General features: G+C 63.4%; 10 protein-coding genes and 2 tRNA genes. 5 read left to right on the forward strand and 7 right to left on the reverse strand.

What is annotated here, in order from left to right:
- Positions 1–150: 150 nt before the first annotated feature.
- Positions 151–1,389 carry an MFS transporter gene (locus tag ACXJMY_RS05460; RefSeq protein ID WP_456618284.1) on the reverse strand — a complete coding sequence of 413 codons (1,239 nt, stop codon included), beginning with the start codon at positions 1,387–1,389 and terminating at the stop codon, positions 151–153.
- A gap of 159 nt (positions 1,390–1,548) precedes the next feature.
- On the opposite strand from ACXJMY_RS05460, the gene ACXJMY_RS05465 reads away from it, so the two are divergent.
- On the forward strand, positions 1,549–2,799 hold the full coding sequence (locus tag ACXJMY_RS05465) for a NupC/NupG family nucleoside CNT transporter (protein WP_456618285.1): 1,251 nt from the start codon (positions 1,549–1,551) through the stop codon (positions 2,797–2,799).
- Between the two features lie 156 nt (positions 2,800–2,955).
- Here ACXJMY_RS05465 and ACXJMY_RS05470 read toward each other — a convergent pair whose 3' ends face one another.
- Positions 2,956–3,483 carry a cupin domain-containing protein gene (locus tag ACXJMY_RS05470; RefSeq protein WP_456618286.1) on the reverse strand — a complete coding sequence of 176 codons (528 nt, stop codon included), beginning with the start codon at positions 3,481–3,483 and terminating at the stop codon, positions 2,956–2,958.
- Positions 3,484–3,699: 216 nt separating this feature from the next.
- Here ACXJMY_RS05470 and ACXJMY_RS05475 point away from each other — a divergent pair, with 216 nt between their 5' ends.
- Positions 3,700–5,826 (forward strand): O-linked N-acetylglucosamine transferase, SPINDLY family protein, encoded by a 2,127-nt coding sequence (locus ACXJMY_RS05475; protein WP_456618287.1) that lies wholly within the window; start codon positions 3,700–3,702, stop codon positions 5,824–5,826.
- Positions 5,827–5,834: 8 nt separating this feature from the next.
- Here ACXJMY_RS05475 and ACXJMY_RS05480 read toward each other — a convergent pair whose 3' ends face one another.
- A complete protein-coding gene (locus ACXJMY_RS05480) occupies positions 5,835–6,122 on the reverse strand; it encodes an usg protein (protein ID WP_456618288.1) in 288 nt (95 codons plus the stop codon).
- A gap of 379 nt (positions 6,123–6,501) precedes the next feature.
- On the opposite strand from ACXJMY_RS05480, the gene ACXJMY_RS05485 reads away from it, so the two are divergent.
- The 3 genes from ACXJMY_RS05485 (at position 6,502) to ACXJMY_RS05495 (ending at position 10,542) form a co-directional block, all read left to right on the forward strand.
- Entirely contained in the window at positions 6,502–6,816 is a 315-nt protein-coding gene (locus ACXJMY_RS05485) for a co-chaperone GroES (protein ID WP_027518760.1), read from the forward strand.
- Positions 6,817–6,861: 45 nt separating this feature from the next.
- Positions 6,862–8,502, forward strand: coding sequence for a chaperonin GroEL (gene groL / locus ACXJMY_RS05490; protein ID WP_456618289.1), 1,641 nt, complete (start codon positions 6,862–6,864; stop codon positions 8,500–8,502).
- Positions 8,503–8,781: 279 nt separating this feature from the next.
- Positions 8,782–10,542, forward strand: coding sequence for a B12-binding domain-containing radical SAM protein (locus tag ACXJMY_RS05495; protein WP_456618290.1), 1,761 nt, complete (start codon positions 8,782–8,784; stop codon positions 10,540–10,542).
- A 16-nt stretch (positions 10,543–10,558) separates the two neighbouring features.
- Here the strand turns inward: ACXJMY_RS05495 and lepB are convergent, their stop codons facing one another.
- The 4 genes from lepB to ACXJMY_RS05515 form a co-directional block, all read right to left on the reverse strand.
- Positions 10,559–11,305, reverse strand: a complete 747-nt coding sequence (gene lepB, locus ACXJMY_RS05500) for a signal peptidase I (protein WP_456618291.1) — start codon at positions 11,303–11,305, stop codon at positions 10,559–10,561.
- A 212-nt stretch (positions 11,306–11,517) separates the two neighbouring features.
- Positions 11,518–12,681: a slipin family protein gene (locus ACXJMY_RS05505; RefSeq protein WP_456618292.1), complete on the reverse strand. Its 1,164-nt coding sequence runs from the start codon at positions 12,679–12,681 to the stop codon at positions 11,518–11,520.
- A gap of 336 nt (positions 12,682–13,017) precedes the next feature.
- Positions 13,018–13,083, reverse strand: a tRNA-His gene (locus tag ACXJMY_RS05510).
- A 4-nt stretch (positions 13,084–13,087) separates the two neighbouring features.
- A tRNA-Phe gene (locus ACXJMY_RS05515) sits at positions 13,088–13,157 on the reverse strand.
- Positions 13,158–13,194 lie beyond the last annotated feature (37 nt).

Consider the following 13,194-nt stretch of genomic DNA (forward strand, 5'->3'; position numbering starts at 1 on the left):
AGAGGGTTGGGGTGAGGGGCCATCTCGGCATAAGCGGTTGCATTTGGACTCGCGGAGAGTCCCTCTCACCCGCCACGCTGCGGACGACGCTCCGCATCGCTCGGCGCGTGTCGGCCTCTCCCCGCACGCGGGGAGAGGCGAAGAAGGCCCCTACTCCAAGCTCTCCACCTGCCGCAGGCTCGGAAACAGCTTCATCCAGAGCAGCGCCACCGCGACGGTGCAGACGCCGCCGAGCACGGCGGCCGGCATTGCGCCGAGCAGTGCAGCCGCGACCCCGCTTTCGAACTGGCCGAGCTGGTTCGAGGCGTTGATGAAGAGGAAATTCACCGCACCGACGCGGCCGCGCATCTCGTCGGGCGTTGAGAGCTGCACCAGCGAGAAGCGGATCACGACGCTGATCGTGTCGGCCGCGCCGAGGATGGCGAGCGCAAGCACCGACAGCCACATCCAGGACGACAGCGCGAACACGACCGTGGCAATTCCGAACACGATCACGGCCTGGAACATGCGCAGGCCGACATGCCGCGAGATGGCGTGCCGCGCCAACACCATGGTCATCAGCAGCGCGCCGACCGCCGGCGCGGCACGCAGCACGCCGAGCCCCATTGGGCCGGTCTGGAGGATGTCGCGGGCGTAGATCGGCAACAGCGCGGTGACGCCGCCGAACAGCACCGCGAACAGATCGAGCGAGATGGTGCCGAGGATCGCCGGGTTGCTGCGGATGAAGCGGACGCCGGCATAGATATTGTCGGCGTCCGCCATGTCCCTGGCGACGGCCTGCGGGCGCGGCCGGATGAAGCCGGTCAGGATCATCCCGAGAATCCAGAACAGCACCATCACGGCATAAGCGAGATGCGGCGCGATCGCATAGGCGAAGCCGCCGAGCGCCGGCCCCGTGATGGTCGCGACCTGTGCCGCGCCGCTCGAGACCGCCGTCGCGCGCTGGAGCGATCCCTGCGGCGCGATCAGCGGCAGCAGCGCCGCCGTGGTCGGGCTCTCGAAGGCGCCGGCAATGCCGAGCACGAAGGTCGCGACGAAGATCTGAACCTCGCCGACCGCGCCCAGATAAGTGGTGACGGCGAGATAGAGCGCGGTTGCGGCATTCACGAGCTGGCAGAGCTGGACCACGCGCTTGCGCTCGTAGCGGTCGGCGGCATGGCCGGCGACGAACACGAGAAGCGCGGTGGGCAGGAACTGCACGAGGCCGACCATGCCGAGGTCGAAGGCCGAGCCGGTGAGATCGTAGATCTGCCAGCCGATCGCGACCGCCGCGATCTGGCTGGAAAAGCGCGACAGGCTGCGCGAGAGCAGGAAAAACAGGAAGGCGCGGTGGGCGAGGAGCGCGCGGGCGCTGACCGGCTGATTCGCTGATATCGGCTGCGCTGGCATTGCCTCTTCGGTCACGCTCGGACTACCCGGCCCCTGATGTCGACCTGCCCCGCGTGGCTGACGCGGACCTGCTTGTCAACAGCGGGGCGCTTCCCGGCTCTTCCGGCATTGCGTTTGCAACGCACGCGCGGCCATAATCATTGAGGGTTTGGGGACATCATGCTGCGGCTGCAATCTGCACTCGGCGTTTTCGCATTGCTGCTGATCGCCTACGCGCTGGCAGAGAATCGCCGCGCGGTCTCGGCGCGCCAGGCGGCGATCGGCCTCGTCGTGACCTTTGTCACCGCGATCGTCCTGATCAAGCTGCCCGTCGTCGCGCACGCCTTCGGCGCCATCAACGAGGCGGTCGGTGCGATCTCGGCGGCCTCGCGTGCCGGCTCCTCCTTCGTGTTCGGCTATATCGGCGGCGGTCCCCTGCCCTTCGACCTGAAGGCGCCGGGCGCCGACTTCATCCTGGCGTTCCAGGCGCTGCCGATCGTGCTGGTGATGAGCGTGCTGACGACGCTGCTGTTCTATTGGCGGGTGCTGCCGCCGATCGTGCGCGGCATGGCCTGGGTGCTCGAACGCACCTTGGGCGTCGGCGGCGCGGTCGGGCTGTCGACCGCCGCCAACATCTTTCTCGGCATGGTCGAGGCGCCGCTGTTCGTGCGGCCGTATCTTGCGCAGATGACACGCAGCGAATTGTTTCTGGTGATGACCGGCGGCATGGCCGGCATCGCCGGCACGGTGCTGGTGCTCTACGCGACGCTGTTGGCGCCGCTCATTCCAGATGCGGCCGCGCATTTCGTCATCGCCTCCGTGCTGGGTGCGCCGGCCGCGATCCTCGTCAGCCTGATCATGGTGCCCGAAACCAGCGACAAGCGCACCGGCGGCGCGCTGGAGGATCCCGAGATGGAGGTGTCCGGCACGATGGATGCGATCGTGAAGGGGACGAGCGCGGGGATCGAGCTGCTGATCAACATCGTCGCCATGCTGCTGGTGCTGGTGGCGCTGGTCTATCTCGTCAATGCCATCCTCGGCCTGCTGCCGAACATTGGTGGCGCTGCGATCTCATTGCAGCGCCTGCTTGGGCTGGTGATGGCGCCGGTGTGCTGGCTGATGGGACTGCCCTGGGATCAGGCGGTCACGGCGGGCAGCCTGATGGGGACCAAGACGGTACTCAACGAATTGATCGCCTATGTCGATCTGTCAAAACTGTCGCCGGAGGCGCTCGATCCGCGCTCGCGCCTGATCATGCTCTATGCGATGTGCGGCTTCGCCAATTTCGCCAGCCTCGGCATCATGATCGGCGGCTTAGGTGTAATGGCGCCGGAGCGACGCGCGGAGATCAACGCGCTCGGGCTGAAGTCGATCGTGTCGGGCACGCTGACGACGTGCTTGATGGGGGCGATCGTGGGGGTGTTGAGTTAGCACCGAACTCGTAGCCCGGATGGAGCTCCGCGCAATCCGGGAAAGCATGCCCGTTGCAGGTAGTGGCCCCGGATTACGCTTCGCTCCATCCGGGCTACAAACGGACTCTCGTCATTCCGGGGCGCCGCGAAGCGGCGAGCCCGGAATGACAAAGAGTTACGCCTTCAACTCCACCGTCTTGAACTCCGCCGGTAAAATCACTTCCAGCAATTCGACGTCGTCGGAGTAGTCGAGGATCATGTGCTTGATCTTCGGCGGCTGGGTCCAGGCGCTGCCTTGCTTCATCAGCGTCTCGCCCTCGCCCTCCATGTAGGTCTTCACCCAGCCCTTGAGGACATAGACCATCTGGAATTCGACGTCGTGGAAGTGAAGTTTTGAGACTTCTGCGGGATTGCAGGGGCCCTGCAGCCGGATCACGTGTGCTTGCGCGAGGCCGTGGCTTGCTTCGGCGATACCGAGGTCGCGGTACTTCGCGTAGGCGCGCAGGCCATCGGCCTTGAAGTCTTCCTCGCGGTGATGGCTGATCGCGATGCGCTGCTTCGGACGTACGGGCTTCTTCGGAGAGACGGTGCGCGCCTTCGCCTTGACCGCCTTGCGCGCCGAGGATCGCGCCGCCGCCTTGGTGCCACTCCGCTTCTTCACCGCGGTCTTCGTTGCGGGTCTTGATGCCTTTTGCCTGGCCATTGTCTGCCTCCCTGATCTGAGCCGCACCCGCCGGACGGGTACAACCCGAAGGCAGACTATCCAGTCCTGGACGAGGCAGCAATCGCGGGTTCGGGCTGGTCACGCGACGACCCGTCGTTCGTAGCTTGCCCGAAGCTGTCGTCGCGAACGGTCGTGGTCTCGTATTCGTTCCCTCGCCGATCTAATCTCGCAGGGAGATTCTGGGGGACTTGATTCATGAGCAACAGCGTAGGTCAGCGTGCATTTCAAAATGCCCGGCTTCGGAAACGGCAGGAAGCCGACGTGCTGCCATTGCTCGGGAACGCCCTCCAATTGCACAAGAAGGGGCTTCTCCGCGAGGCCCAGGCGGCCTATCGCCAACTCCTGCAGCTCGCGCCCAACCAATTCATCGCGCTGCACATGCTCGGCGTTCTGGAGTCCGACGCCAAGAACTATCAGCAGGCCGAGCTTCTCCTGAGCCGGGCGGTTGCCGTGGATCCGCGATCTGCCGATGCTCACATGACTCTGGGCGTCGCACTGAACGGGCTACGACGTCACGATGAAGCCTGCGAGAGCTATCGAAGGGCCCTCGCCTTGCGCCCCAACTACGCCCTAGCCCTGTCCAATCTCGGTAACGCGAGCGTGACCCTCGATCTTCGGGAAGCGCTCGCGTGCTACGACAAGGCGCTCGCAATTGACGGAAACCTTGCCGAAGCCCACAACGGCCGGGGTTGGGTGCTCTGCCGTCTGCGCAATTATGACGAGGCCCTCGCAAGCTTGAACCGCGCGCTATCGATCAAGCCTGACTATGCCTCGGCCCTGGCGAACCGCGCCGTCGTATTGCAGGAGCTTCTGCGATTTGACGAAGCCATGGCGGATTGCAATCGGGCAGTCGCCCTGGCACCCGACGACGCGAACGGGTGGCTCTGGCGGGCCAGCGTCTGGCTCCATCTCCAGCAAATGGCCGAAGCATTGCCCGATTGCGAGAAGGCCCTCGCGATCGATCCCGAATCCGCTCAAGCTCACCTGGTGCTGGGCCTTTGTCTCGCCGGACTTGGCCGGGTCGACGAAGCCCTGGCCAGTTTCGACAGGGCTCTTGCCATCACGCCTGACTTGCCGAGCGCGATCTCCAACAAGATCTTCGCCCTCGATTTCTTGGCCGATGCCAGCGTCGAGCAGCATCAGCTAGCGCGGCAAGCATGGTGGGAGCAGATCGGCGCGAAAGTCGCTTCAGAAGCGGCGAGTCCGCACGACAACAGCCGCGATCCGGATCGCCCTCTGGTGCTGGGCTATGTCTCGGCGGACTTCAACGCGCATTCGGCCGCGTTCATCTTCAAGCCGGTCCTGCAATACCGTGACCGGGAACAGTTCGAGATCGTGTGCTACTCTTGCTCGTCGAAAGCGGATGCGGCGACCGACGAATTTCACAAGATCGCCGATCGATGGCGCGACGCCTCGCAATGGAGCGACGATCGCCTCGCCGATCAGATCCGCGCCGATGGCGTCGATATCCTGATCGATCTGTCCGGCCATACCAAAGGAAACCGCCTCGGCGTGTTTGCGCTCAAGCCGGCGCCGATCCAGGTGCATGGCTGGGGCCACGGTACCGGCACCGGTCTGCCAACGATCGATTATCTGTTCTCGGACCCGGTCGCGATTCCTGCCGAGGTTCGGCATCTGTTTGCGGAAACCGTTGTCGATCTGCCGTGCTTTGTCACGCTGGAGCCGCTGCCGCTCGAGCTTGCGCGGGCGTCGACGCCGGCGGCCTCGAACGGCTTCGTCACATTCGGTGTGTTCAACCGCATCAGCAAGATTTCGGACCAGGCCGCGCGGACCTGGTCCAGGATTCTCGAGCGAGTGCCGGGGTCACGGCTGCTGATCAAGGATGTTGCGCTGGACGATCAACTGGTCCGCGACAATCTGCTGGCACGGCTTGCAACTTGCGGAGTGCCCGCCGAACGCGTCGATCTGCTCGGAACCACCTTGCGAATCGATCATCTGACATCATTCCATCGCGTCGATATTGCCCTCGACCCGTTCCCGCAGAACGGCGGCGTCAGCACGTTGGAAGCGTTGCAGATGGGCGTGCCCGTGGTGGCGAAGCTCGGGAACACTCTGCCCAGCCGTGCCGGCGGCTCCATCCTCACTGCGCTTGGCCTGCCCGACTGGGTTACGGACAGCGAGGAGGCATATGTCGACATCGCGGTGAGCCGCGCGGCGCAGATCGGCGACCTCGACAAATTGCGCCGCGAGCTGCCCGGGCAGGTCAGGGCTGCGCCCGCCTGCAACCCGGTCGCCTACGCGCAAGCGGTGGACGAGGCCTATCGCGCGATGTGGCAACGCTATTGCAGCAGCGACGCCTGATCGCTGCGTCAATGCAGCCTGAACACGCCGTCGACCGCACGTAGCTCGGCGGGCTTGATCAGCTTGGAATGCGCGACGGTGACCGAGAACAAGGGACCGTCGAGCTTCTCCTGCCAGAACGCCAGGAAATCCTTCAGCACCGGGAATTTCGGGAACAGATCGTAGTTCTGCCAGACGTAGGTCTGAAGCAGCGAGGGATGATCCGGCATCCGATAGAGAATTTGCGCCGTCGTCAGCCCGTAACCCAGCACCTGTTTCCGGAAGTCGTCGGAAACAACCCCAACCCGCGAGACCATGCCAACCTCCTTTGCAGGAGCGCATATTCAGGGGGTGGCTTTCCGGTACGCTGCTTACGAGCCACCCGGTGGAGATGCGCTCACATGAGAGAAATGTGACGCAAACTGATAACCCATCTCAAGCCCAAAAGTTTAACAAGCTGTTGAAATTCAATGCGTTAGCAGCAGACGCGGCTCCGTGCTAATACGGTCCCCGAGGCCGGTTAAGGATGGTAAAGGAAACTGGCAAACGACGCTTCCGAGTGCTTATTTTTCTGCTAGAAGCCCTTGCTCCCGCAAAAATCCTGGCTTATCTGAGCTTCACCCGCATTGGCACTCGCGGGCATCGATTGCTAACACCCTCAAAACATCAATCCGAGCAAATGCTTAGGAGGACTGCATGAAATTCCGTCCGCTTCACGACCGCGTCGTGGTCAAGCGCATTGACGCAGAAGAGAAGACCGCTGGCGGCATCATCATTCCCGACACTGCCAAGGAAAAGCCCTCCCAGGGCGAAATCGTCGCCGTCGGCCCTGGTGGCCGCGACGAAGCCGGGAAGCTGATCCCGATCGACCTGAAGGTCGGCGACCGCGTGCTGTTCGGCAAGTGGTCCGGCACCGAGGTCAAGATCGACAACGTCGATCTGCTGATCATGAAGGAAAGCGACATCATGGGCGTCCTCGACGTCCCCGCTTCCAAGAAGAAGGCGGCCTAAGAGCCCCCTCTCTCCCCCAGCTAACCCCCTCAAGGAAAAATCCAGATGGCAGCTAAAGAAGTCAAATTCGGCGTCGATGCACGCGACAAGATGCTGCGTGGCGTCGACATCCTCGCCAACGCCGTCAAGGTGACGCTCGGCCCCAAGGGCCGCAACGTCGTCCTCGACAAGTCGTTCGGCGCTCCCCGCATCACCAAGGACGGCGTCACCGTCGCCAAGGAGATCGAGCTCGACGACAAGTTCGAGAACATGGGCGCGCAGATGGTCCGCGAAGTCGCCTCCAAGTCAGCCGATGCGGCCGGCGACGGCACCACCACCGCAACCGTGCTCGCGGCTGCGATCGTTCGTGAAGGCGCCAAGTCGGTTGCCGCCGGCATGAATCCGATGGACCTGAAGCGTGGTATCGACCTGGCCGTGGAAGCCGTGGTCGCCGACCTCGTCAAGAACTCCAAGAAGGTCACCTCGAACGACGAGATCGCCCAGGTCGGCACCATCTCCGCCAACGGCGATGCCGAAATCGGCAAGTTCCTCTCCGACGCCATGAAGAAGGTCGGCAACGAGGGCGTCATCACGGTTGAAGAAGCCAAGTCGCTCGAGACCGAGCTCGACGTCGTCGAAGGCATGCAGTTCGACCGCGGCTACATCTCGCCCTACTTCGTCACCAACGCCGACAAGATGCGCGTTGAGATGGACGACGCCTACATCCTCATCAACGAGAAGAAGCTCTCCTCGCTGAACGAGCTGCTGCCGCTGCTCGAGGCCGTGGTGCAGACCGGCAAGCCGCTGGTCATCGTCGCCGAGGACGTCGAAGGCGAGGCGCTCGCGACCCTGGTCGTGAACCGTCTGCGCGGCGGCCTGAAGGTCGCGGCCGTCAAGGCTCCGGGCTTCGGCGATCGCCGCAAGGCCATGCTGCAGGACATCGCGATCCTGACCGGCGGCCAGGCGATCTCGGAAGATCTCGGCATCAAGCTCGAGAACGTCACGCTCAATATGCTCGGTCGCGCCAAGAAGGTGATGATCGACAAGGAGAACACCACGATCGTCAACGGCGCCGGCAAGAAGGCCGACATCGAGGCGCGCGTGCAGCAGATCAAGGCGCAGATCGAGGAGACCACCTCGGACTACGACCGTGAGAAGCTCCAGGAGCGTCTTGCCAAGCTCGCGGGCGGCGTCGCGGTGATCCGCGTCGGCGGCGCGACCGAGGTCGAGGTGAAGGAGCGCAAGGATCGCGTTGATGACGCGATGCATGCGACCCGCGCGGCTGTCGAGGAAGGCATCGTCCCGGGCGGCGGCGTCGCCCTGCTCCGTGCCTCCGAGCAGCTCAAGGGCCTGCGCACCAAGAACGACGACCAGAAGACCGGCGTCGAGATCGTGCGCAAGGCGCTGTCGGCTCCCGCTCGCCAGATCGCGATCAACGCCGGTGAAGACGGCTCGGTGATCGTCGGCAAGATCCTGGAGAACAAGACCTACGCCTACGGCTTCGACTCCCAGACCGGCGAGTACGTCAACCTGGTCACCAAGGGCATCATCGACCCGACCAAGGTCGTGCGCACCGCGATCCAGAATGCAGCCTCGGTTGCGGCCCTGCTGATCACCACGGAAGCCATGGTCGCCGAGCTGCCCAAGAAGGGCGGCGCCGGCCCCGCAATGCCCCCGGGCGGCGGCATGGGCGGCATGGACTTCTAAGGTCCGGCCGTTCAGGCAAGCCAAAGAATGCGAAACCCCGGCAGCGATGCCGGGGTTTTTGTTTTGACACACGGTGCAGCGGCCCCCTCTTTCGTCGTTCCGGGCGGCGCGAAGCGCCGAGCCCGGAATGACAGAGACCGTGGCTCCTCACTGCTCCTATCCCGATCGCCCCATTCGTGTATGATCAAGGGCGCGCGCGATCGATCGAATATTTCTGTCGCCGCAAGATGCAATTAAAACGAGGTTGGCGATCGAGCGTCCGCAGGATACCCTCCGCGCATGCGAACGAACCAGACATTCCGGCTTGTTCTCATCAAGCCGTCGCATTACGACAGTGATGGCTATGTGATCCGATGGTGGCGGGGAGGTCTGCCTTCCAATTCGTTGGCGTGTCTTCATGGCATCGCGCTCGATTGCCGCGAGCGCCGGGTTCTTGGCGCTGAATTCGACATCGACATTGAAGCGATCGACGAAACCAACCGGATGGTGCGGGTCGAAGCTCTGGCACGCTCGATCAAGGCCGCCAATGCCGGTATGGTGATGCTGGTCGGCGTACAGTCCAACCAATTTCCACGAGCGATTGATATCGCACGACAATTTCGAAGCCGGGGCATCCAGGTCGCGGTCGGCGGCTTCCATGTTTCGGGAACACTGGCGATGTTGCCGGATTGCGACCCAGACGTTCGCAAGATCATGGATCTCGGCGTGTCGGTTTTTGCCGGAGAGGCTGAGGGGCGTCTCGAGCATGTCCTGAAGGATGCCGTCGCCGGGCAGCTTCAGCCGCAATACAATTTCCTCAATGACCTCCCGCACCTCGAAGGCCAGCCGCTGCCGATCATACCCCGAGAGCAGATCAAGCGGGTGATAGGTCGCACCACTAGCTTCGACGCCGGCCGCGGCTGTCCCTTTCAGTGCTCGTTCTGCACGATCATCAACGTGCAGGGTCGCAAGTCACGTCGCCGAACTGCTGATGACATCGAGGCCCTTATCCGCGCCAACATCGCGCAGGGCATTCATGCCTTCTTCATCACCGACGACAATTTCGCCCGCAACAAGGACTGGGAGGTGCTGCTCGACCGCATCATCGAGCTTCGCGAGAAGGAAGGATGGCAGTTGAGCTTCACTATCCAGGTCGATACCCTTTGCCACAAGCTGCCGAAATTCGTGGAGAAATGCGCAAGGGCTGGCGTGCGAAGGTGCTTCATCGGTCTGGAAAACATCAATCCGGACAGTTTGCTCGGCGCCAAGAAGCGACAGAACAAGATCACGGATTACCGTGAGATGATGCTTGCCTGGAAGCAGGCCAAGATCGTCACCGTCGGCGGCTATATCCTGGGTTTCCCGAACGACACGCTTGCGTCGATCGTCCGTGACATCAAGATCATCCAGGACGAGTTGCCGATCGACATGCTGGAATTCTTCTTCCTGACGCCGCTGCCCGGGTCAGAGGACCACAAGACTCTGTACTCCAAGGGCGTCGCGATGGATCCGGATCTCAACAAGTACGATTTGGACCATGTCACGGTTGCGCACGCGACGATGTCGCAGGCCGAATGGGAAAGTGCCTACGCGACGGCCTGGACCACCTATTATAGCTGGACGCATGTCGAAACGATCATGCGGCGGGCCGCAGCTACCGGCAACAGCGTCAACAGGATCAAGACCTTCGTTCTCTATTTCAGAGGCTACCATCCTATCGAGCATGTCCATCCGCTCGAGGGTGGTGTGCTCCGCCTGAAGAGCCGGCATGAGCGCCGTCCACATCTGCCGACGGAACCGGCGTGGCTGTTCTATCCGCGCCTCGTCGCGGAAACGGCGACCAAAGCAGCTCGCTGGGCGACGCTCGCAATCCATCTCGAGCGGCTTGCGCGCAAGGTCAAGCGCGATCCGTATCGGCTCGCATATGCTGACAAGGCGCTGACGCCTTCGACCGATCAAACCGAGAGCCTCGAATTGTTCAAGACGAGATCAAGCCGGGCCTTTCTCGATCAGCGGCGACACATCGAAGAAGCGCAGGGGCGGAAGATGCCCGCCACGTGAGGCGCGCCGTCGCGCCTCACCACACCTTCCCCAGCCGCTCGAAGCGCGGCTCGCCTTCGTTGTTGAGCGACCAGAAGATCCGCCTCACCCGGCCGACGAGATTGTCCATCGGCACGAAGCCCATGGCTCCCATCGCGCGGCTGTCGGTGGAGTTGTCGCGGTTGTCGCCGAGCACGAAGAAATGGCCTGCCGGGACCGTGTAGACGTTGGTGTTGTCGTAGAAGCCGTTATCGATGCAGTCGTAGGTCTGGTAGCTCGCGCCGTTCGGCAGCGTCTCGCGCCAGCGCTTGACCCCGGCGCCGTCATCGGCACCGCAGGCAGAGCCGGCAATCACCTCTTTCAGAGCGACGCGCGTCACCGGGCGATCGTTGAGGATGAGCTGCCCCTGGCGCATCTGGATGCGATCGCCGGGCAGCCCGACCACGCGCTTGATATAGTCGACCGAGGTGTCCTTCGGCGTCCGAAACACGACGATGTCGCCGTATTCCGGCGCGGCGGCAAAGACGCGGCCCGAGAGCAGGGACGACGCAAGAGGAAACGAATAAGGACCGTAGCCGTAGGCGTATTTCGCGGCGAACACATAGTCGCCGACGACCAGCGTCGGGGTCATCGAGCCGGACGGTATGTTGAACGGCTGGAACAGGAAGAAGCGGATCAAGAACGGCGGCGACCACAACACCGGGATCAGCAGGATCAGGATGACGATCGCCTTCCACTCCCGGGATTGCGCCGACGGCCGGATGGTTTCCTGAAGAGTGGTCATGTACCGGCCCCTGCCCAAGATAATTTCAAGACAAATTCCAAGACAAATTCAAGACGATCTGCCATCGAGAGTAGCGCAAGCGATGGAACGCGCAATCCCGGCGCGCCGTGAGCTTGGTCGCGTATCTCCGCGACTGCGTTCAACGCGGGCGGCTCGGCCCGGACAGATGAAGGGCCGCCCGTGGGCGGCCCTTCTGCTTCACGCGCTGTCGTTCACGCGCTCTCGGGCGCCTTCAGGCGCACGAGCCGGGTCAGCAGGGCATCAAGGCCCTCGCCGTTACCGGCATGGAGGTCGATGCGGCCGACCTTCTCGACCAGCCGCTCCAGCGACTCCAGCTCCTTGAGCCGCAGCAGCAGGGGGTTCTCCTCCATCAGGCGGGCGGTGTTCAGGAGCGAACGCGTCGCCGCGGTCTCCTCCTGCCGGCGGATCAGGTTCGCCTTGGCGACCCGCTCCGCCTCCACCACCTTGTTCACCAGCTCCCGGATTTCGCCGGGCAGGATCACATCCTTGACGCCGAGCTCGGTCACCTCCACGCCGGACTCCGCGACGCGTGCGCGCACATAGTCGCGCAGCTCCGCATCCAGCACCGCCTTCGCAGACAGCACCTCGTCCAGCGTACGGCCGGCCACCGCCTCGCGGATCGCGAACTGCACCAGCCGGTACAGCCACGCATCCACGTCGGGCACGGTCGCAACCGTGCGCTCGGGATCGACGATCCGGCGGAACGCCGTCAGCGTCACCCGCAGCGCGATGCGATCCTTGGTCAGCATCTCCTGCGCGGTGATCTCGACCGCCTGGGGCCGCAGGTCGAGGCGCTTCACCTCGATCTTGCGGCCGACGGTCCAGAAGGCGTGCCGGCCGGGCGCGAGCCGCTCCACCAGCCGGCCCTCGACATAGAGCAGGCCGGCCTCGTGGTTCTCGACCACCGCTTCCATCACGACGGTCGAACGGTTGCGCTCGATCATGGTCAGGTGCCGCGCGCTGACCTTGGGATCGCGCGACACATCGATGCGCTCGACATCGATGCGGGTCGCGACCTTCCAGTAGACGCGCACCTGCCAGGGCGTCATCAGATGCACGGGCCGGCCGTCGAGGCTGACGATGGCGATCTCGTCCGCCTTGGTCTCGATCGCCTCGAACAGCTCGGCGGCGAGATCAGGCCGCGCGGCCTTCAGCACCGCGTAGCGATCCGCGGAGAATTCCTCACGGACCACATCGCGCACCTCGGCCTTGAGCTCGTGCAGGGGATCGAACAGGCGATGCTTGCCGGGCGCGAGCACGCGCACGAGCTGCCCATTGCGCGTAAGCAACGCACGCTCGCCATCCTTGACCGTCACGTTCAACGTCAGCAAATGCCAGGTCTTGTTCAAAGTCATTGGCACGCCTCCTTCGTTTGCGCCCGGCCGGATGCCGGACGACAGGTTTCGTTCGCAAAGGACGTGAGGACGCGGACGACGCTTCCTGAAAAATCGGCGGGCCGGGGCTTGAGCTTGCGTGACGACGGGCGCACGCGCGCGATCGCTCGACGCGTGTCGAGCGGTCATGCGGAGCCACCCGGCATCAGCGCAAGCGGTATCTACCCGCGGCGCAAAGCCGGTCTCACAGTGTCGTTGTTCGGACGAAAGCCTTTTGGGCAATGCGGCCGGACGGCGACTGAAGCGCGCGTCCGGTCCCCTTCAGAGGTATCAGCGTTTTAGGCTGAAACGGAGCGCTGGAGCGGGATTCGAACCCGCGACAGGATGAGTCACAATCATCTGCTCTACCAAACTGAGCTATCCTTTGTGCAAGAGACCGGAATCGAACCGATGCCTTCGGGTGTTCAACCCGACGCTCTCCATGAGCTACGTCCTGCGGTTTTCTTCATTCGGCGGAACACGAGACCGGAAACC

Source organism: Bradyrhizobium sp. P5_C12, assembly GCF_054049735.1.